Source organism: Polaromonas sp. (genome assembly GCF_035638815.1).
In the GTDB taxonomy this organism is placed as follows: Bacteria; Pseudomonadota; Gammaproteobacteria; order Burkholderiales; family Burkholderiaceae_C; genus Polaromonas.
In genome coordinates this window covers 147,786-167,954 of record NZ_DASQZG010000010.1, presented here as the reverse complement: position 1 = coordinate 167,954, position 20,169 = coordinate 147,786, and the positions used below count along the sequence as shown (strand labels likewise).

General features: G+C 59.1%; 19 protein-coding genes. 7 read left to right on the top strand and 12 right to left on the bottom strand.

What is annotated here, in order from left to right:
• The first annotated feature begins 98 nt into the window (after nucleotides 1-98).
• From VE934_RS05795 to VE934_RS05770, 6 genes are all read left to right on the top strand, one after another.
• The gene (locus VE934_RS05795) at nucleotides 99-1,175 is read left to right on the top strand and encodes a branched-chain amino acid ABC transporter permease (RefSeq protein ID WP_324885241.1); all 1,077 of its coding nucleotides are present in this window, start codon (nucleotides 99-101) and stop codon (nucleotides 1,173-1,175) included.
• The gene (locus tag VE934_RS05790; RefSeq protein WP_324885239.1) at nucleotides 1,172-1,972 is read left to right on the top strand and encodes an ABC transporter ATP-binding protein; all 801 of its coding nucleotides are present in this window, start codon (nucleotides 1,172-1,174) and stop codon (nucleotides 1,970-1,972) included. Before VE934_RS05795 ends, VE934_RS05790 begins: the two co-directional genes overlap by 4 nt.
• Nucleotides 1,969-2,766 carry an ABC transporter ATP-binding protein gene (locus VE934_RS05785; protein ID WP_324885238.1) on the top strand — a complete coding sequence of 266 codons (798 nt, stop codon included), beginning with the start codon at nucleotides 1,969-1,971 and terminating at the stop codon, nucleotides 2,764-2,766. Before VE934_RS05790 ends, VE934_RS05785 begins: the two co-directional genes overlap by 4 nt.
• A gap of 136 nt (nucleotides 2,767-2,902) precedes the next feature.
• Complete coding sequence (locus VE934_RS05780) at nucleotides 2,903-4,759, top strand: long-chain fatty acid--CoA ligase (RefSeq protein WP_324885236.1); 1,857 nt, start codon at nucleotides 2,903-2,905, stop codon at nucleotides 4,757-4,759.
• A 43-nt stretch (nucleotides 4,760-4,802) separates the two neighbouring features.
• Nucleotides 4,803-6,032 (top strand): ABC transporter substrate-binding protein, encoded by a 1,230-nt coding sequence (locus VE934_RS05775; RefSeq protein ID WP_324885234.1) that lies wholly within the window; start codon nucleotides 4,803-4,805, stop codon nucleotides 6,030-6,032.
• A gap of 203 nt (nucleotides 6,033-6,235) precedes the next feature.
• Entirely contained in the window at nucleotides 6,236-7,393 is a 1,158-nt protein-coding gene (locus VE934_RS05770; RefSeq protein WP_324885232.1) for an ABC transporter substrate-binding protein, read from the top strand.
• 48 nt (nucleotides 7,394-7,441) lie between these two features.
• On the opposite strand, the gene VE934_RS05765 is transcribed toward VE934_RS05770, so the two are convergent.
• The 8 genes from VE934_RS05765 to VE934_RS05730 form a co-directional block, all read right to left on the bottom strand.
• Nucleotides 7,442-7,936 (bottom strand): thioesterase family protein, encoded by a 495-nt coding sequence (locus tag VE934_RS05765; protein ID WP_324885230.1) that lies wholly within the window; start codon nucleotides 7,934-7,936, stop codon nucleotides 7,442-7,444.
• A complete protein-coding gene (locus tag VE934_RS05760; RefSeq protein WP_324885228.1) occupies nucleotides 7,933-9,105 on the bottom strand; it encodes an acyl-CoA dehydrogenase family protein in 1,173 nt (390 codons plus the stop codon). Before VE934_RS05760 ends, VE934_RS05765 begins: the two co-directional genes overlap by 4 nt.
• Nucleotides 9,102-11,033: a biotin carboxylase N-terminal domain-containing protein gene (locus VE934_RS05755; RefSeq protein ID WP_414693818.1), complete on the bottom strand. Its 1,932-nt coding sequence runs from the start codon at nucleotides 11,031-11,033 to the stop codon at nucleotides 9,102-9,104. Before VE934_RS05755 ends, VE934_RS05760 begins: the two co-directional genes overlap by 4 nt.
• 11 nt (nucleotides 11,034-11,044) lie before the next feature.
• A complete protein-coding gene (locus tag VE934_RS05750; RefSeq protein WP_324885224.1) occupies nucleotides 11,045-11,833 on the bottom strand; it encodes an enoyl-CoA hydratase/isomerase family protein in 789 nt (262 codons plus the stop codon).
• 12 nt (nucleotides 11,834-11,845) lie between these two features.
• A complete protein-coding gene (locus VE934_RS05745) occupies nucleotides 11,846-13,024 on the bottom strand; it encodes an acyl-CoA dehydrogenase family protein (protein ID WP_324885222.1) in 1,179 nt (392 codons plus the stop codon).
• 102 nt (nucleotides 13,025-13,126) lie between these two features.
• The gene (locus tag VE934_RS05740) at nucleotides 13,127-14,746 is read right to left on the bottom strand and encodes an acyl-CoA carboxylase subunit beta (protein WP_324885221.1); all 1,620 of its coding nucleotides are present in this window, start codon (nucleotides 14,744-14,746) and stop codon (nucleotides 13,127-13,129) included.
• On the bottom strand, nucleotides 14,743-15,627 hold the full coding sequence (locus tag VE934_RS05735; RefSeq protein WP_324885219.1) for an SDR family oxidoreductase: 885 nt from the start codon (nucleotides 15,625-15,627) through the stop codon (nucleotides 14,743-14,745). Before VE934_RS05735 ends, VE934_RS05740 begins: the two co-directional genes overlap by 4 nt.
• Nucleotides 15,624-16,352, bottom strand: coding sequence for a TetR/AcrR family transcriptional regulator (locus tag VE934_RS05730; RefSeq protein ID WP_324885217.1), 729 nt, complete (start codon nucleotides 16,350-16,352; stop codon nucleotides 15,624-15,626). The genes VE934_RS05735 and VE934_RS05730 overlap by 4 nt, the downstream gene beginning before the upstream one ends.
• 161 nt (nucleotides 16,353-16,513) lie before the next feature.
• Between VE934_RS05730 and VE934_RS05725 the strand changes: the two genes are divergently transcribed.
• Nucleotides 16,514-17,119 carry a hypothetical protein gene (locus tag VE934_RS05725; protein ID WP_324885215.1) on the top strand — a complete coding sequence of 202 codons (606 nt, stop codon included), beginning with the start codon at nucleotides 16,514-16,516 and terminating at the stop codon, nucleotides 17,117-17,119.
• 25 nt (nucleotides 17,120-17,144) lie between these two features.
• Here the strand turns inward: VE934_RS05725 and VE934_RS05720 are convergent, their stop codons facing one another.
• The 4 genes from VE934_RS05720 to VE934_RS05705 form a co-directional block, all read right to left on the bottom strand.
• Nucleotides 17,145-17,876, bottom strand: coding sequence for a flavin reductase family protein (locus tag VE934_RS05720; protein WP_324885213.1), 732 nt, complete (start codon nucleotides 17,874-17,876; stop codon nucleotides 17,145-17,147).
• Nucleotides 17,877-17,969: 93 nt separating this feature from the next.
• Nucleotides 17,970-19,238: an RNA polymerase sigma factor gene (locus VE934_RS05715; protein ID WP_324885211.1), complete on the bottom strand. Its 1,269-nt coding sequence runs from the start codon at nucleotides 19,236-19,238 to the stop codon at nucleotides 17,970-17,972.
• Nucleotides 19,238-19,660 (bottom strand): VOC family protein, encoded by a 423-nt coding sequence (locus VE934_RS05710; protein ID WP_324885209.1) that lies wholly within the window; start codon nucleotides 19,658-19,660, stop codon nucleotides 19,238-19,240. Before VE934_RS05710 ends, VE934_RS05715 begins: the two co-directional genes overlap by 1 nt.
• Before the next feature lie 40 nt (nucleotides 19,661-19,700).
• Nucleotides 19,701-20,126 (bottom strand): YciI family protein, encoded by a 426-nt coding sequence (locus VE934_RS05705; protein WP_324885207.1) that lies wholly within the window; start codon nucleotides 20,124-20,126, stop codon nucleotides 19,701-19,703.
• Nucleotides 20,127-20,169 lie beyond the last annotated feature (43 nt).

Below are 20,169 nucleotides of genomic sequence, written 5' to 3'. Positions count from 1 at the left end.
ACTACGCTGCCCTTTCATCAAAAAAGCGGGGCTCGTTTCCTAGGGGCGGCCCGTCGGAAAATTGTTCGCACTCACCTTTGCAGAACGCATAACAAATCATGAGATTCATTTTCAAAACTGACTACGGGCAAGACATCAATCTTGCCAAACACGGCGGACACTTGTTCTGGTACGGCGCACTCCTGCTCCTGCTGATCGCCGCCCCCTGGCTGTTTGCCGAGTATTGGCTGGCACAGCTGACTTTCATCATGATCTATTCGATCGCCGGCCTCGGACTCATGCTGCTTGCCGGGTTCACGGGTTTGTTCTCACTTGGCCATGCAGCCTTCCTCGGCGTTGGCGCCTACACGCAGGCGGTGATGACCAACGCCGGCGTTCCCTTCCCGATTGCACTGGCGTGCGCAGCAGGTTTATCCGCCGCGGTCGGCCTGGTAGTCGGTTTGCCGGCGCTGCGCGTCAAGGGCATTTATCTCGGCATGGCCACGCTGTCGTTTGGTTTTATTGTTGAAGAAGTGTTTGCCCGCTGGGAAAGCGTCACCGGCGGGAACTCGGGCATCCACATCAAGGCGCCCGACATCTTTGGCTGGAAGCTCAGCAGCGGCGAAGAGTTTTATTTCCTCTGTCTGGTGCTCACCGTCGGCTCGACGCTGGTCATCCTGAATCTTTTGCGTTCTCCGACCGGACGGGCCTTTGTCGCGATTCGCGATTCCGAGATTTCGGCGCAAAGCATGGGCATCCATCTGGCCCGCTACAAAACGATGTCGTTTGCGCTGTCGGCTGCACTGGCGGGTATCGCCGGCGCACTGTATGCACACAAGTTGCAGTTCATCTCGCCGGATCAGTTCAACATCCTGCAATCGATTGAGCTGCTGCTCTTGATCGTGGTGGGCGGTGTCGGGTCGGTGCATGGCGCTTTCCTGGGAGCCATCTTTTTGATTTCGATGCCGCAAGCCATTGCGTTGACCAAAGACTATTTGCCCGCCGCCATCGGCCAGGCGCCAGGTTTGCAGGGCGTGGTCTACGGCATGGTGCTGATCGCTTTTGTCTTGTTTGAACCGCTGGGTCTGTATGGCCGCTGGCTGAAAGTGCGGACCTATCTGCAGACCTTTCCGTTCTACCGAAAAGGCATGTTCAAGCGTCAAAAGTCCTTCCAGAAATCAGAGCGCCTGAAATGAGTGAAATCATCCTCTCCGCAAGAAATCTCAGCGTCCGCTTTGGCGGTGTGCTGGCCGTCAACAATGTCAGCTTCGACGTCAAGCAGGGCGAAGTCTTCACCCTGATAGGCCCGAACGGCGCCGGCAAGACCACGGTCTTTAACCTCATCAGTCGCATCTACACGCCCACCACCGGCGAGATTGACTACATGGGCGCCAAGCTGACCGATCAGCAGCCACACCAGATCGCATCGCTGGGCATTGCACGCACTTTTCAAAACATTGAACTGTTTGAACATGCAACGGTGTTGCACAACCTGCTGATCGGGCGGCACACACACCGCAAAACCGGACTGTGGAGCGAAATCTTCTTTACCAAAAAGACCCGCGATGCGGAGTTGCAGGCGCGTGAAAAAGCCGAGCAAATCATCGACTTTCTGGACCTTCAGCACTACCGCGACTCTTACGTCGCCGGCCTGCCCTACGGTGTCCGCAAGGTGGTGGAGCTGGCACGGGCCCTGTGCACCGAGCCCAAACTGCTGCTGCTGGATGAACCCTCATCCGGCCTCAACGTTGAAGAAACCGGCGACATGGCCTTCTGGATTCAGGACATCAAGAATGAATTGGGAATCACCGTGCTGATGGTCGAACACGACATGACCCTGGTCTCTAAGGTGTCGGACCGCGTGCTGGCCATGAACCAGGGCGAAGTGCTGGCCATGGGCACACCACGTGAAGTGCAAAACGACCCCGGCGTGATCGAAGCCTACCTCGGCTCCATTGACGATGTGTCATCCCTGCGGAGGAAAGCAGCATGAGCGCCTTGCCACCTCCTGTCAGTGATCAGCCTGTGCTCAAGCTGCTGAATGTTGAAAGCTCGTATGGCCCCATCAAGGCCATACGCGGCGTCAGCCTGCAAGTGCGGCGCGGAGAAATCGCCACCGTGTTGGGCTCCAACGGTGCAGGCAAATCCACCATTCTCAAAACCATTTCCGGGATCATTGACCCGCGCAAGGGCTCGATCGAGTTCAAGGGCGGCAACATCACTGCGCAGGACCCGGCTTACATCGTGCAACAAGGGCTGAGTCATGTGCCAGAGGGGCGCGAAGTATTCCCGTTGCTGAGCGTGCGCGATAACCTCCTGATGGGCGCTTACACCCGCAAGGACCGCGACGGTGTCGCACGCGACATCGAGGCCGTGTATGGCTACTTCCCCATCCTTCGCGAGCGTGCGCTGCAGGATGCCGGCCTGCTGTCGGGCGGTCAGCAACAGATGTTGTCGATCTCCCGCGCGCTGATGGCCTCGCCCGACCTGATTCTGCTGGACGAACCCAGCCTGGGCCTTTCGCCCAAGCTGACCAAGGAGATCTTCGAGATTGTGGTGCGCATCAACCGCGAGCGCGGCACCACCATTCTGCTGGTCGAGCAAAACGCCAACATGGCGCTGAATGCCTCCGACTACGGTTATGTACTGGAGACCGGCCGCATCGTGATGGAAGACACCTGCGCCCGTCTGCGCGAGAAGGACGACATCAAGGAGTTCTACCTCGGCATGAAAGAAGACGGTGTGCGCAGCGAGCGTCGCTGGAAGAAGAAGAAAAATTGGCGGTGATCATGTACCCACGAGCTGAATTTTCCTGCCTGTGTCATTGCGGACTGAATCCGCAATCCACGTCCCCTGAACCACATTTGCACGCGCGGCATGGATCCCGGATCAAGTCCGGGATGACAGCCCTGTGGAGAAACGTATGAGCAATCTTTGGGATCTTTCCCACATCCAGCCTGAAACCCGCGTGGTGCTCGAAGGTGAAACCATTCCCGCCTTGTTCTGGAACGGCGTCAAGCAACGTCAGGACAAGGTCTGGATGCGGCAGAAAAAACTGGGCATCTGGCGCAGCTGGAGCTGGAACCAGACAGGTGAGGCGGTGCGGGAAATTTCCGCCGGGCTGATCGGTCTGGGCTTTGCACCGGGCGAGTGCGCCTCCATTCTCTCCAACACCGTGATCGAATGGGTGCTGGCCGATCTGGCCGTGCTCAGTTGCGGCGGTGTTGCCAATGGGATTTATCCCACCGACGCGGCGTCTCAAGTGCAGTACCTCTGCACAGACTCGCGCACCACCGTGCTGTTTGTAGAAGACGATGAGCAGCTCGACAAAGCGCTTGAAGTGCGCAGTCAACTACCCGGCCTCCGCAAAATTGTGGTCATTGACATGGAAGGCCTGCGCGATCTGAATGACCCGGATGTCATCAGCCTTGCTGCTTTGCGAGCTTTGGGCCGCGACCATCTGGCCAAGCATCCCGATGCGGTTGAAGCGCGTGTCAAAGCTTGCCGTCCTGAAGACCTGGCTATCCTGGTCTACACATCAGGCACAACCGGCAAGCCCAAAGGCGCCATGCACAACCACAAGGGCCTGGTCTTTACCGCGCGCGGTTACAACACACTGGTGGCTCAGGACGAAAACGATGAGCGCATGTGTTTTCTGCCGCTGTGCCACATTGCCGAGCGCATGGGTGGTGAGTATTTCGCGCTGTACACCGGTGCCAGACTCAATTTTGTCGAAAACCCCGAGACCATCCCGGAAAATGTGCGGGAAATCGCGCCCACTGTTTTTACTGCGGTACCCCGGGTCTGGGAAAAGTTTTACTCGGGCGTGATGATCTCGCTTAAGGAAGCCAGCCGCCTCCAACAAGCTGCCTACGCATGGGGCATTGGGGTTGGCAGTGAGATTGCTGACCTGGTCATGGCCGGAAAGTCGGTGAGCGGCGTGCTGAAACTCAAGTTCACGATTGCGCGCTGGATCGCGCTGGACAATGCGCGCAAGTTGATTGGCATCCACAGAGCCCGCTTCTGCGTGACTGGCGCCGCGCCCATCTCGCCGGAACTGGTCAAGTGGTACATGTCACTCGGGGTCCCCATGCTCGAAGTCTGGGGCATGACCGAAACCTGCGGCGCTTCAACCGGCGTGCCCGCAACCCGCATGAAACCCGGCTCCATCGGCCCGGCTGCGGGCTTTAACGAAGTCAGGCTGGACCCAGCCACCGGCGAAATTTTGGTGCGTGGGCCCAACGTGTTCATGGGTTATCTGAACCTGCCTGAAAAAACCCGGGAAACCATTGACGCGGACGGATGGTTGCATACGGGCGACGTTGGCGTGATGGATGAGGAAGGGTTTTTTCGCATCACCGACCGCATGAACGACATCATCATCACCGCTGGTGGCAAAAACATCACGCCGAGCGAGCTGGAAAACGAACTCAAGTTTTCGCCCTACATCACCGATGCGGTGGTGATTGGCGACAAAAAAGCCTATCTCACGGTCATCATCATGATTGACCAGGAAAACGTGGAGAAGTTTGCACAGGACAGTGACATACCGTTCAGCAACTATGCGAGCCTGACCAAAGCGCCGCAAGTGCAAGAGCTGATCCAGACCGAGATAGACCGTGTGAACAAAAAGTTTGCACGCGTTGAGCAAATCAAGAAATTTTTCCTGCTTGACACCCAGCTATCCGCTGAGGATGAAGAGCTCACGCCAACGATGAAGCTTAAACGCAAGCTCGTGCAGCAAAAATACGCGCCTCAGATCGAGGCCATGTACCGCTAGTCTTTCGCATCTCTTCTTCAACCCTCGTCACAGAAATACCCTTATGAAATTCAAATCAACAGCTGTTGTGGTTGCCCTGACCCTGGGCGCCACCTTGTCTTTCGCCCAAACGCAGGGCGTGACCAAAACCGAAATCACCCTGGGCTCAATCCAGGATTTGTCTGGGCCGGTTGCCGGTTTTGGCAAACAGATTCGCTCCGGCATGCAGATGCGCGTCGATGAACTCAACGAGCAGAGCGGCGTCAACGGCCGCAAAGTCAAACTGCTGGTTGAAGACTCCGGTTACGACCCGAGGAAAGCGATCCTGGCCGCTCAAAAGCTGGTTAACCAGGACAAGATTTTCATGATGGTGGGCCACATCGGTACCGCGCAAAATCTGGCCGCGATGCCTGTCCAGTTTGAAAAGAATGTGATCAACTTCTTCCCGATCACGGCAGCACGCGAGATGTACGAGCCTTTTCACAAGCTCAAGTACGCCTTCGCAGCAACGTACTACGACCAGATCCGCATTGCCGCGCCCAAACTGGCGAAAGACAGAAACATCAAAAATGCCTGCATCATTTACCAAGACGACGAATTCGGGCTGGAAGTGCTTCGTGGTGCCGAGGTGGGACTCAAGACCATAGGCTTGGAGTTTGTAGAGAAAACTTCCTTCAAGCGCAACGCCACTGACTTTTCATCCCAGGTTGCCAAGATGAAGGCTTCGGGCTGCGAGATGGTGGTCCTCGGAACCATTATTCGGGAAACCATTGGCACGATCGGCGAGTCGCGCAAAACCGGCTTCAACCCCTTGTTCCTGGGTTCCAGCGCTGCCTACACTGACCTGATTCACAAATTGGGCGGTAAGGCTATGGACGGTCTGTTTGCAACCATGACCTCCCAGCACCCGTACCTCGACGCCGCTGAGCAGCCCGTTCGCCATTGGGCCAACAAATACAAGACCAAGTTCAACGAAGATCCGACCGTGTTCTCCGTGTATGGCTACGCAGCCATCGACGCCTTCCTTCGCGGAGCCCAAAAAGCGGGTAGCGACCTGACGACCGAGAGTTTTATCAAAGCCATGGACACCATGGTGGTCCCGCGTGACATGTTTGGCACTGCTGAGGCAACGTTCAGCCCAACCAAGCGCCTGGGCAACAACTTTTCCCGGCTTTCGCAGATTCAGGACGGCCGCTGGAAAGTGGTGTCCGAGTATGTTGCGTTCAATGGTCTGCGCGTGGTGCAGCAAAAAGACGGAAGCTTCAAGATGTCGGCTGATCAATTCAAGAATTAAGACCATTGACCTTCGTCCGCAGCATCAGGTGCAACCCTGATGCTCGTGCGGGCTACGCGAGAAAAAGACCGCACTGGAGCGGTCTTTTTTTTCGCACCTTTGCCAGACCTTTACACACTCGTTAGTGAATACGCCAGCTTGACACCGGCGGGCGAACGTTAAGAATACTTGGTGCAAACCCATTCGTTCTACAGGAGACATCCATGAGTTTTAAATTCACCGTGGCACTTGCCGCACTCGCGCTCAGCGCTGGTCATGCAAGCGCCCAGCAGGGCGTGAGCAAAACCGAAATTAAGCTGGGCTCAATTCAGGATCTGTCGGGCCCGATTGCCGGCTTTGGCAAACAGGCCCGTCTGGGCATGCTGCTGCGCGTTGACGAGATCAACGAGCAAGGCGGCATCAACGGCCGCAAGCTGAAAATCATTGTGGAAGACTCCGCTTATGATCCGAAAAAAGCTGTGCTTGCCGCGCAGAAACTGGTCAACCAGGACAAGATTTTCATGATGGTGGGACACATCGGCACGGCGCAAAACCTGGCCGCCATGCCGGTGCAGTTTGACAAAAACGTGATCAACTTCTTTCCGATCACCGCCGCGCGCGAAATGTACGAGCCTTTTCACAAGCTCAAATATTCATACGCCGCCACTTACTTTGACCAGATGCGCAACGCAACGCCAAAACTGGTCAAGGAAAAAAACCTGAAAAAGGTTTGCACCATGTATCAGGACGACGAGTTCGGCCTGGAGGTCATGCGGGGTGGTGAGGCCGGTCTGAAATCAATTGGTATGGAGTTCGCCGAGAAGACAACGTATAAGCGCGGCGCCACTGATTTTTCTTCGCAAGTCGCCAAAATGAAATCGTCTGGCTGCGAGATGGTGATCCTGGGAACCATCATCCGCGAAACCATAGGCGCTATCGGGGAATCGCGTAAAACTGGTTTCAACCCAGTGTTCCTAGGCTCCAGCGCCGCTTATACCGATCTGATCCACAAGCTGGGCGGCAAGGCGATGGACGGACTGTACGCCGCCATGACGGTGCAGAACCCCTACCTTGATGAAGCTTCACAACCTCTGCGCTTTTGGGCCAACAAGTACAAGACCAAATTCAATGAAGACCCAACCGTGTTCTCGGTTTACGGCTACAGCATCATTGATGCCTTTGCCAAGGTGGCACAGAAGACCGGCAATAACCTGAACACGCAAAGTTTCATCAAGGTGATGGATACCACCACCATCCCACCGGATATTTTCGGCAGCGCGCCGCAGACTTTCTCGCCTACCAAGCGCCTGGGCAGTGATGTGTCACGTCTGTCACAGATCACCGACGGCAAATGGAAGCCGGTGTCTGATTACATGAAATAAGCGCCTGCCTGGCGCTTGCCAAGAGAAGCCACCTGCGGGTGGCTTTTTTCATGACACGATGTACGCACCCGCCCCGGTTGAGAGCAGCTTGCCGTCTGCTCCTACAAACTCCATGCGTGTGCTGGCTACCCGCGACCCCAGGCGCATGACCTCGGCGCGCAACTCGAAATGCGTACCTATTCCGGGACGTAAATAGTCCACGCGGAGGTCAATGGTTCCGAGTTTCCCGAAACGGTGCAGACGTTGCTCGATGGTGTCGTCCATGTGGCGCGCGCCGATGGCGGCCATCACGGCGAGACCGCCCATGGCGTCGAGCCCGGCGCTGATCACCCCGCCGTGGATGCGGTTGTGGGCGTAGTGGCCTATCAAATGTTCCGCCATGGCGATGCGTGCCGTCACGCGATCGGGCTTGAGCGAAGTGATGGTTAAACCAAGAACCTTGTTGAAGGATATTTTCTCTTCGAAGACCAGCTTCAGTCCGGCGATGAACTCGGGTTCAAATTCGACAGGCAGCGCTGCTCCCGTTTGCGATGATTTGGTCATAGGCCCAATTGTCGTGCAGCCAGGTCTTTCATGATTTCCTCGGCACCGCCGCCTATCATCATGACCTTGACCTCGCGGTAAATACGTTCGCTTTTGGTGCCGCGCATAAAACCCATGCCGCCCAGGATTTGCACGGCCTGATCCGCGCAAAACTGCATGGTTTGCGTCGCGTGGTTCTTCAGCATGCAGACATGCGCAATCCAGTCAGATCCCTGATCCCCTGCGTCAGCCCTGTCAGCCACTGCGTCCACCCAGGCCTGGGTCGAAGCGATGCGCATCTGCATGTCCACCAGTTTGTGACGAATCACCTGGTGCTCCACCAATGCCCGGCCAAACGTTTTTCTTTGGCGCGCCCATTCTGCTGCTTCGTCGTAACAGGCCTGCGCAAAACCCAGCGACGCCGCTGCCAGCGCCAGACGTTCCCCGTTGAAATTGCCCATGATGATTCTGAACCCGGCGCCCTCTTCACCCAGCAAATGGCTTGCTGGCACGCGCACGCCGTCAAACCGCAGCTGCGCTGTGTCGGAGCACCACCAGCCCATCTTTTTCAAAGGGCTCCGGGTCAGTCCTGCGCTGTCACCTCGCACAACCAGCATGGAGATACCGCCAGAACCTTTGGTGCCAGCCTCACCCGTGCGCACAGCAACCGTGATGAAATCGGCGCGCATGCCAGACGTGATAAACACCTTTTCGCCATCGATCACGTAGTCATCACCCTCGCGTCGTGCGGTGGTGCGCAGGGCAGCCACGTCCGAACCCCCGCCCGACTCGGTGATTGCCAGCGCGGCAATTTTTTCGCCGCGCAGCACGGGCGTCACCACGGCCTGCTGTAGCGCCGCGGATCCAGAGGCCAGTACCGGGGGCAGGGCGATGTTGTGCGAGAAGAGGCTGGCCATCACGCCGCCGCTGCCGCCATAACGGCACAAGGCCAGCGTCATGGCAATGCGTAACCGCCACGACGCAGGCGCACCACCCAGTGCCTCCGGATAGCCCAGGCCGAGCAAACCCAGTTCAGCCGCACGGCCATAAAGTGCCAGCGGAAACTCCCCTGCTTCATCCCACTTTTCGACATGAGGAGCGATTTCGCTCAAAGCAAAGCGCTTAACGGTCGTGTAGATATCGGCTGCCAGGCCAGGATCCTCTGTTGGCTCGTGCGTGTGATCATTCATGGCTCAAACCTCAGCAAAACCTGGCCGGTCGCAACCTGTTGCCCGAGCTCAACGGAGATGCCGGCCACAACGGCGTCATGCGTTGCGCAAATGGCGTGCTCCAGTTTCATGGACTCGATCACCAGCAAGCTGTCACCGCGCCGGACCGTCCCGCCGACATCTGCTTTTAGCGCAATCAGTTTGCCATTAAACGGCGCCCTGAGGTCCAGTGCCTTGCCGCCCGATGCTGTGCCCGCGGGTGGTTTGAGGCTGACGTCACTCAAGCGCAAATCCGTTATGCCAGTTTGCACATGCCAGGTCCCGCGGCCGACCTGGACACCCTGCACCAGATGACGAACTCCATCAACACAGACCATTACCTGGGCATCGGCCAGACGCTGGCAACTGGCGGAATGTTCCTGAGCGTCAAACAGGACATCCAGCAAGCCTCCGCCTGTTTCTGTCACCCTCAAGGCATGCACCTGACCGTCATGCTCGACGCGCACCGCCCGGGTAAAAGGCGCGGGCAAGCTCACCGCGGCACCAGCGCCGTTTCCAAAGTGTGCCGCGAGAGAAGCAGGCAGCAGTACGTGTACTTGCCGCTCTTTCACCGACGCACGGATCTCGCCACCGTGCACGGCCAAAAAGGGAATCAGGGCACTACCATCACGAAAAACTGGATGGTCCAGACAAGTGGCCAGCAATGCGCGGTTTGTCGGCAGGCCCAACACCTGCGTACCGGCCAGCGCGGTCAACATCTGTTCAACAGCTTCGCCCCGGGTGGAAGCGTGCACGATCAATTTTCCGAGCATGGAATCGTAAAACGGTGTGACCTCTTGCCCCGCATAAATCGCATGGTCGAAGCGCGCGTGCAGCGGTTCGGAAAAGTGCAGCACCCGCCCGGCGTGGGGCGAAAAGTCGTCGTCTTCAGCGCATAGGCGCACCTCAACCGCGTGGCCGCGAAAGACCACGTTATCCTGACTCAGCGGCAACACTTCCCCCTGCGCTACCCGCAACTGCCACTCGACCAGATCCAGACCTGTCACAGCCTCAGTCACCGGGTGTTCAACCTGCAATCGCGTATTCATCTCCATCAAAAAGAAGTCGCCGGTTTCGTCCAGAAGAAATTCGACGGTTCCCGCACCCACGTACCCAGCGGCCTTTGCCAGGGCCACTGCGCAGTCGCCCATGCGTTTGCGCAAGTCAGCACTGACAGCCGGACTCGGTGACTCTTCAATCAATTTCTGGTGGCGCCGCTGCAGCGAGCAATCACGCTCCCCCAAATGGATGTAATTGCCGTGGGAATCAGCAAACACCTGCACCTCAACGTGGCGGGGTTGGAGCAGTGCGCGCTCCAGCAGCAGCTCGCTGCTGCCGAAAGACGACAGGGCTTCTGACCGAGCACTGTCAAGTGCCGTCTGCAAACCCGTGGCGTCCATCACCAGTCGCATACCCCGGCCGCCGCCGCCCGCCGTGGCCTTGACCATCAATGGATAACCGATAGCCTCAGCCTCGGTTATCAGGCGCAAATCAGACTGGTCTGCGCCTTGGTAGCCAGGCAGGCAAGGCACCTTCATTTGAAGCGCAATGTCCTTGGCGCCGGCCTTGTTGCCCAAGGCGCGAATCGCTGAAGGTGGAGGACCGACCCAGATCAAGCCGGCGTCGATCACGGCTTGCGCAAAATCCGGGTTCTCGCTCAAAAAACCGTAGCCCGGATGAACCGCGTCTGCGCCGGATGCCTTCGCAGCTGCCAGCAACTTGTCGATGCGCAGATAGGAGTCAGCAGACAGAGAGCCATCTAGTGCCACCGCACTGTCCGCTTCCTTCACATGCAAAGCCTCTTTGTCCGCATCGGAATAAACCGCCACCGTTGGCATGCCCATGCGCCTGGCGGTGCGCATGATGCGCCGCGCGATCTCGCCGCGATTGGCGACCAGTAAACGGCGTATGGTTGAAGACGTCATGCCGCCCACCCCGGCTTGCGCTTGCCCGAAAAGGCAGACAACCCTTCGGCTGCTTCGGGATTTCTGAGATTTGCTACGAATTTGATAGCTGCTTGCGCCTGAAAATCATGGGCGGAAGGCCGATTCAGCATATAAAGCAAGGCCTTGGTATGCGCTACGGCGCCCGGCGCTGCACGGCGTAAAGCGCTGATGCGGCCAGCTACTGCGGTTGGCAGGTCATCGTTCACCTCATCGACCAGCCCCATCGTCATCGCCTGCTGCGCTGAAAGTTTGTCACCGGACAGCATCAACTGACGTGCTGCCCTGTCGCCCAGGCGCTGGTGTACAACCGGTGCAATCTGGGCGGGCACCACCCCCAGGGTCACCTCCGGCGCGGCAAACACGGCTGCCGGTGTGGCCAGCACAAAATCAGCGCAACACACCAGTCCCAGCCCGCCGCCCATGGCAGGCCCGTCGACCGCGACCAGCAGTATTTGCGGCAAGGCGCACAGGGCGTTGAGCAGGGTGCCAAAACCTTCGTTGATGGCGATCAATGGATCGGTCTGGCCGTGGGGCATCGCCCGGCCTATGGCCGAAGAAAAATCGCCCAGACTGCCGCCTGCGCAGAATGAGCCACCCGCGCCCTGCAAAATGACAAACCTCAATGCAGCGTCTTTGGCGGCACGTTCACATGCGGCAAGCAGTTCTTGCGCAAGCTCCTGGGTCAACGCATTTCGCGTGGCTGGGTCATGAAGCGTCCAGTGTTCAATCTCACCGGCCCGATGTATTTGCAGCTTGTCATTCATGGGTCATTGACCTCAAGCTGCAGGCTTTTTGGTCTTTGCCAGGCCCATGTACTTGGCAATGATGCCCATCATCACTTCGTCGGCGCCGCCACCTATGGATGCAAGCCTCCCGTCCCTGAACATGCGTGCCACCTTGTTTTCGAGGGTGTAACCCATGCCACCCCAGAACTGCAGGCAGGTGTCGGGCACCAGGCGGTTCAGGCGCCCGGCCTTGAGCTTGGCCATGGAGGCCAGCTCGGTGACGTCCTGCCCCTGCACATACAGCTCGCCGGCACGGTGGGTCATCGCGCGCAGGCTCTCCACTTCGGTTTTCATCTCTGCGAGTTTGAACTGCACCCATTGCTGGTCTGCCAGGGTCGCGCCGAAAAGCTGTCTTTCGTGCGCCCACTCCACGGTCCAGTCCACACAATTGGTCAGGGACTGGATGCAGCTGGCCGCGCACCACAGGCGTTCCTCCTGAAACTGCATCATCTGGTACATAAAGCCCGATCCCTCGGCACCTATCAGGTTGCGCTGGGGCACACGCACCTCGTCAAAATAGATCAAGCCCGTGTCGCTGGAGTGCATGCCGATTTTCCGGATCTTTTTGCCGACCTCTATGCCTTTGCGCAGTTTGCCGTTCTCACGCATGGGCACCATCACGAGGCTTTTGTTTTTGTGGGACGGGCCTTCACCTGTGTTGACCAGCATGCACATCCAGTCGGCCTGCAGGCTGTTGGTGATCCACATTTTTTGCCCGGTGATGACATAGTCGTCGCCGTCCTTGCGCGCATGGCTTTTGATGGACGCCACGTCGCTCCCTGCCCCGGGCTCGCTCACGCCAATGCAGCCGACCATATCGCCGGCAATGGCAGGGGCGAGAAACTCGCGCTTGAGGTCTTCACTGCCAAACCGGGCGAGCGCCGGGGTGCACATGTCCGTCTGCACACCGATGGCCATGGGCACGCCACCACAATCAATATGGCCCAATGCCTCAGCCATTGCCATGCTGTAGGAATAGTCCAGCCCGGCGCCGCTGTACGCCTCAGGTTTGGTCAGGCCCAGCAGACCCAGATTCCCGAGTTTTTTAAACACTTCGTGCGCCGGGAAAATTTCGGCGGCTTCCCACTCGTCGACATGGGGGTTGATCTCTGCGTCGATGAAACGCTTGAGCGTCTTCTGGATTTCAAGGTGTTCGTGGGTGTATTGCATTTTCTTTGTCTCCTGTATGGGTTGTCATCCCGGACGCGATCCGGGATCCATGGTGGTGCACCCACATGGATGCCGGGTCGAGCCGGCATGACAACTGATGTCTCACATTCGCGCGACCCCAAACTGCATGGGCCTGAGTTGACGCGCGTCTGCTTCTGCACACATGGCCAGGCACTGCCCCAACACAGCGCGCGTATCACGCGGGTCAATCACGCCGTCATCGAGCAACAACCCCGAGGTGTAGAAAGCATCGGCCTGCGCTTCAAACAAGGCCACGATCTTGTCGAACTGGACCTGCGACTGCGCCGCATCAATGGCGATGCCTTTGCGGGTCATGGCGGCCTCGGTAACGATCTGCATGGTCCGTGCAGCCTGCTCGCCACCCATCACCGCCGTTTTGGCGCTGGGCCAGCTGAACAGAAAGCGCGGTGCATAGCCGCGACCACACATGCCGTAGTTGCCTGCGCCAAACGACGCGCCGCACTGAATGGTGATTTGCGGGACCGTGGCGTTGGTCACCGCCTGGATCATCTTGGAGCCGTGTTTGATCATGCCGCCCTGCTCGCTGTCCTTGCCAACCATATAGCCCGTGGTGTTCTGCAGGTAAACAATGGGCTGGCCCAGCTGGCAGCAACGCTGGATGAAATGTGTCGCCTTGTTGGCGCCAGCCACGTCAATTGGGCCGTTGTTGCTGATGATGCCCACGGCATGGCCGTTGATCGAAGCCTGGACGCAGAGCGTGGCCGCGCCGTACAGCGGCTTGAATTCCAGCATGTCAGAGTTGTCCACCAGCCGCGCTATCACCTCGCGCATGTCCACCGGCTGGCGCAGGTCGTCAGCCATCAAGCCAAGCAGCTCGTCCGCGTCAAATGCGGGTGGCAACGGCATCACTCCTGAATGAATAGCAGAAGATGTCCATCCCAAATGGGCAACATGCTCTTTTGCCAGACCAATGGCATGCCGGTCGTCCTCAGCCAGGCTTTCGCCCAGGCCCGACACCGTGGCATGCATCTCTGCGCCGCCCAGTTCTTCTTCGGTTGCGACTTCGCCAGTGGCCGCCATCAACAGAGGTGGCCCAGCGAGGAAAGCACGCGAACGGCCGCGTACCAGAACTACAACGTCGCTCAAGCCCGGCATGTAGGCGCCGCCTGCGGTGCCCGAGCCGTGCTGAATCGTCAGCACGGGAATGCCAGCCGCTGACAAGCGGGCCAGGTTGCGAAACAGTGCGCCGCCATGCACAAAACCTTCGACCCGGTAACGCATCAGGTTGGCGCCAGCGCTTTCCACGAGATGAATAAAAGGCAGTTTGTTCTGCAGCGCAATCTCCTGCACACGCAAAATCTTCTCCAGTCCCATGGGCTGGATGGCTCCCGCTTCAATACCCGAGTCGCTGGCCACCACCATGCAACGCACGCCTTCGATAAAGCCGATGCCCGCAACCACGCCTCCACCAGGGATGGACTGCGCAGGATCCGTGGTGTCCTGCATGAAGCCGGCGAGCGAGCAGAGGGGCAAATAGGGTGCGCCCGGGTCCAGCAAAAAACCCACCCGCTCGCGCGGCAAAAGCTGTCCGCGTTTGTCGAACACGGCGCGGGATTTGGCTGAGGCTTGCGCGGCGTGCGCTTCAAGACTGCGCAGCGCGGCGATACGCTCCAGCATGGCATGGCGCCGCTGCTGCGCCAACGCGCCCTGTGCATTCCAGCTCGACTGAAAAATACTCACGACGAAAAAACCCTGGGCGTGGTCGCCAGGTGAAAGCCGTCAAACGGCCTGATCGCTTCACGTTGCAAAGCTTCTGCATCCGGCAAACGCATGGGCCAACCCATACGTGCCTGCGGCCTTGCACCATCCACACGCAACACGCTGCCGCTGATGAAACTGGCCGCCGGGCTGAGCAAAAACACAATCGCCGCAGATGCCTCTGCCTCTGTGCCAAAACGGCCCAGCGGTACGGTTTTGCGCATCTCGCGCAGCATTTCGCCCGCTTCAGGCGGGTAGTGGTCCATGCCGCTGGACGCAATGTAGCCGGGCGCCACCGCATTGACCCGCACGCCGCTGTGCGCCCACTCGGCCGCAGCCGTCTCGGTAAAACTGACCATGCCTGCACGCGCCGCGCCACTGTGGCCCATGCTCGGCATCGACCCCCAGATGTCGGCCACCATATTGACAACACTGCCGCCGTGCGCGGCCATGGACTGCAAATAACATTCACGGGCCATCAAAAACCCGCCGGTCAGGTTGGTATTGATGACCGCCTCCCACCCTTTGGCACTAATTTTGTCCAGCGGGGTGATGTATTGGCCGCCAGCATTGTTGACGAGTCCGTCAACGCGACCATGCGCGGCGACGATCGCCGCAACCGTGGTTTGTACCGATGCCTCCTGACGAATGTCACAGGGGTGAAAACTTACACGCCCACCGCCGGCAACAATTTCTCCGGCCACGTCGTGAAGCTTTTCAAGCTTGCGCCCGATCAGCACCACGTCCGCACCCAGCGCAGCCAGCTCATGCGCGGTGCAGCGGCCTATGCCGGAGCCGCCGCCTGTGACCACCATTACCTTGCCAGCAAACAGCCCGGGCGCAAATACGGAACGGTAAGTCATGGTGTGTGCTTTCTGGTTGCTTTCAGCTCGGGAGCGCTGGCCATGAAGAGTGACATGGCCGCCTCGGCGAGTTCATCTAGTGAGGCACCCTTTTTGGCGTCAAACCATTGCACGGACCAATTCAGAGCACCAAAGATCAGCAGGCGGGCCAGCTTGACGGGCGCCTTGAGCTGCCCCTGCTTGTGCAACGCCTGCAACACAGGCTCCCAGCGCGCCTCATAGTCACCCTGCAAACGCGCCAGCGCGGTGCGCTGCTTGGCAGTGATTGAGCGTGACTCATACAGCATCACCGGAATGAAATCGCTGCCTGGCCCGAGCAGAACATCAAAGTGATTGCGGATCAACACCTGGAGCAGCGCCAACGCGTCGGGTGCCGAGGCGGCTGCGACGTCCAGCGCCGCCGCCTGCCGCGCGATGGCGTTGCGCATGCCTTCGTCCATGACCGCATGCAACAACGCGCCCTTGCTTTTGAAGTGATAAAAAGGTGAGCCGCTGTGCATGCCCACGGCCGCGGCAATGTCGCGTGTGCTGGTCGCCTCAAAGCCCTTGCGACGAAACAAGCGCGCTGCGGCATTGACCAGCTCGACCCGGCGGTTGCCATCGTCGCGCTCATCGATCGTCTTGCGCGGTCGGCCGCGCGGCCGCTTTTCGGCGGCTGGCGCGGCAGATGCAGCGGCAGTAGGGGTGCGGTCGGCAGCGCGGCTGCGCGCAAGGGGTTTTTCCATGGACAAGACCATACCAAACCCGGCTATTTTTAGCAAGCACCTGCTTTGTAAAAATAGAAGTGCCGTAGGCGTGAGCCGTAGTGCCCTGGCTGGTAATGGATTGCAGGCGCCGGCGGGTGACTACACTGGAGCCATTCCCACATACCAACCCAGAACGATTGATGGACTTTTTCATGATGGCGCTGCTGATCGCAGTCGGCGCATACGCACTCAAATCGGGCTACGAACGCAAACGTATCGCCTTGCTTGGCCGGCATCTTGGCCAATATGAGATTGAAAAGCTCATGGAAAGCCTGACCGAGGGTTACATGCGCGCGCTTAACGAGAAAGACCCGCAGCGCCGGGATAGCATATGGAACCTGCAGGCAGCGACTGAGACCAAACTATGCGAACAGTTCAACAACTTCGTCGCCGGCTTTTCTCAAGTGGACGGCGCCGATGCGCGCGTGAGCAAGCTGCCGGTGAATTTTCCGTATGCAGAGCGTCTTTTTCCGGCACTCACCTTCGATTTGCGCCTGGGCCTGCTGGTTCATGCCGAGGGGATCACCCGCGCCGCGCAAAACAAAGCTGAGCAGCCCTTCAAGACCAAGGCCTTTACCCTGTCCGCCGAAATGTTTTTGATGCAGCACACCTGCCACTGGTTTTGCAAATCCAGAACCGTTGCTTCAGCCCGCTTGCTGGCCCGCCACCAAACCTCGTACGCACAGGTACTGGCCTCCGTGGCACCCGAAACGCGCCGGGCCTATCTGGAACTGACGGAGTCATAAGGCCTGCGTGTTCCCAAGCAGGCGCTCAGTTTTCAACGGCCTGCTCATGACTGCCGTATTTATGGCGCGACCAGGCCACCAGGGCTTTGCCCGCCAGGCCTTTCAGCCCCTCCTGCTTCCACGGCGCATAGGCGTCCTCCGGGCCGCGCCCCAGACGCGACTTCTGCAAACGCTCGCCACGTCCGTAAAACTCTCTGAAACTCATGAGCAAGGGATGCCAGCGGTCAGGATCTACCCGGTGCTCATGCCCGTCCATGAGGATGTCCGGGTGAGCATGCACCTTCACGATGCGCACTTCAACACACACCGCAGGCACACCCATGCGCGGGTCCTTGCGCGCGAAAGGACGGATGTCCTCAACCACAGCTTCCAGTTGGACCGGGCACTCCTGCGCACGCAGGGGCGCAACAGCCTCCGATGCCTGCGGCGTCAAACCGCTGGCAGCAAACTTGTTGTTCTCATGGCGATAGCCCAGCAGCTTTTTATGTACGGGCACCGAGTGGCTGCCGGTGGTGAGCGCAAGCCGGTTGACGGCCTCCACCATGCTGTCGCTCGGCAGATTCAGCACACACTGCCCGGAGCGCCGGAGGTTCCCGGTTGTTTTTGAGCTGGCATCCAGGCCCAGCATGCAACTCCAGCCCAGCCACCAGGCCGAAGACATAGGCGCGAGGTTGCTGCTGCCGTCTTCATTGAGGGTACTGATCAGCACAACGGGCGTGCCCCAGTACTGGATGGCGGGTTCTATGAGGTGATGCATGGCGGTGTCCATAAAGCTTGCAAAAGGAAAAGCGCAAGCTTAGGTTGCCACCGTCAGATCGACTCGCTGCTTTCGGACCTGTTGTTGCAAACCTCAGCTCAGCCCGCGAGCCCGCACCAGCAGCAGCTCCCGTTCACGAACATTACGCGCCATTGCCGCAGCCCGCTCAAACTCTGCCCGCGCCTCATCGTTGCGGCCCAGTTTGGCGAGCAGGTCGCCCCGCACACTGGGCAGCCATTGGTAAGCCTGTAGCGCCGGCGCGTCGCGCAAGGCGTCAACAATGGCAAGCCCGGCGGCCGGACCTTGCGCCATACCGACAGCGACGGCGCGATTGATCTCCACCACCGGCGAAGGCGCCACATGCGCCAGCTCTCCGTACAGGGAAGCGATGCGCGCCCAATCCGTTGCGTCCCCCGTGGGAGCGCGCGCATGGCAGGCAGCGATTTCAGCCTGCAGCACATAAGGACCACGTGCGCCCCCCAATGCAGCGGCACGCTCCAGCGCACGCAAGCCGCGACGGATCAACAGGCGGTCCCAGCGGCTGCGGTCTTGATCAAGCAGCAGTACCGGGCGGCCCGCTGCGTCAACCCGCGCTGCGGTACGCGACGCCTGCAATTCCATCAACGCGATCAGCCCCAGCGCCTCGGCCTCGTCGGGCGCAAGCTCTGCCTGCATGCGGCCCAGGCGCAGCGCCTCGTCGGTGAGCGCGGGGCGCATCCAGTCGTCCCCCGCGGTGGCGGTATAACCTTCGTTGAAGACCAGGTAGACCACCTCGAGGACAGAAGCAAGGCGATCGCCCAGGGACTCAGCACGCGGCAGCTCGAAAGGCACCTGCCCATCCTTCAGTGTGCGTTTGGCGCGGGTGATGCGCTGCGCGATCGTCGGCTCTGGCACCAGAAACGCGCGCGCAATTTCATGGGTGGTCAGCCCACCCAACAGCTTCAGGGTGAGGGCTACACGGGCGTCTGTAGAAAGCACCGGGTGACAGGCGGTAAAAATCAGCCGCAGCAGGTCGTCACAAATGTCATCCTGCCGCGCCGCATCAAGGGCGTCTACAAAATCTGGCACCACGGTAGCCTCCAGTGCCTCCATGTCGCTTCCAATCTGCTCCAGCTTGCCTTGCAAGACCTTGTCGCGGCGCAGCCAGTCCAGCGCACGGTTTTTGGCGGTGGCTATCAACCAGGCTCCAGGGTTATCTGGCACGCCGTCCGTGGGCCAATGCTCAAGCGCAGACACTAGGGCGTCCTGCGCCAGCTCTTCAGCCAGGCCAATGTCACGCACCATGCGGGCCACCACCGCAACGATCTTCGCTGACTCCATGCGCCAGACCGCTGCAATCGCCTGGTGCGTGGCCGAGTGCATCAGGCTTGCTGCGGCGTGGCCGGTGCGGCGGACATGTCCATGTATGCAAGCTCCCAGATATGTCCATCGAGGTCCTCAAAACCATGGGCGTACATGAAGCCGTGGTCCTGCGGCGCGTTGGGCGCTTTGCCCCCGGCAGCCAGCGCCTTGCGCACCATCTCGTCCACGCCGGCACGGCTTTCGCACGAGAGGCACAGCAGCACTTCTGTGGTCTTGCTGGTGTCGGCAATCGACTTTTTTGTGAATGTCTGGAAAAAACTTTCGACTAGCAGCATCACGTAGATGCTGCCCTCCTGCACCACCATGCAGGCGCCCTGCTCGTTGGTGAACTGTGGGTTAAAGCTGTAACCCAGCGCGCCGAAAAAGGCTTTCGAACGCTCCATGTTCTTGATGGGAAGATTGATGAAGATTTGCTGTGACATGTGAATTCCTTGTAAGTGTGAAAGAGCTATCTGGATTTTCTTAAGCCTGACTCAGGGCATCAATCTGGCGAAATCGCTCAACCTGCGCGCCTGGCTCAAAGTCGTCCAGCTCATAAAGCTGGCGCACCTCAATCACAGCCGACGCGTTTTCGCCCACCGGATTGGGGTAGCGGCGGGACCATTCCAGAGCCTCCTCGCGCGACCGGACCTGGATCGTCGTGAAACCCGCAATCAACTCCTTGGATTCTGTAAATGGGCCATCAATCACCGTTCGTTTCTGGCCCGCGTAGTGAATGCGCCAGCCCTTGCGGCTGGGTTGCAGGCCACTGCCGTCCAGCAGCACGCCGGCCTTGGCCAACTCTTCGTGGTAATCGGCCATGGCGGCCATCAACTTTTCGTCTGGTGACTGCGGTGCCGTTTCCGCCTCAAATTCGGGCGTGGACTTGATGATGATCATGAATCGCATAAGGTGCTCCTTCGTTGGGTTTGGAAAAGACTAAAAACCGGTC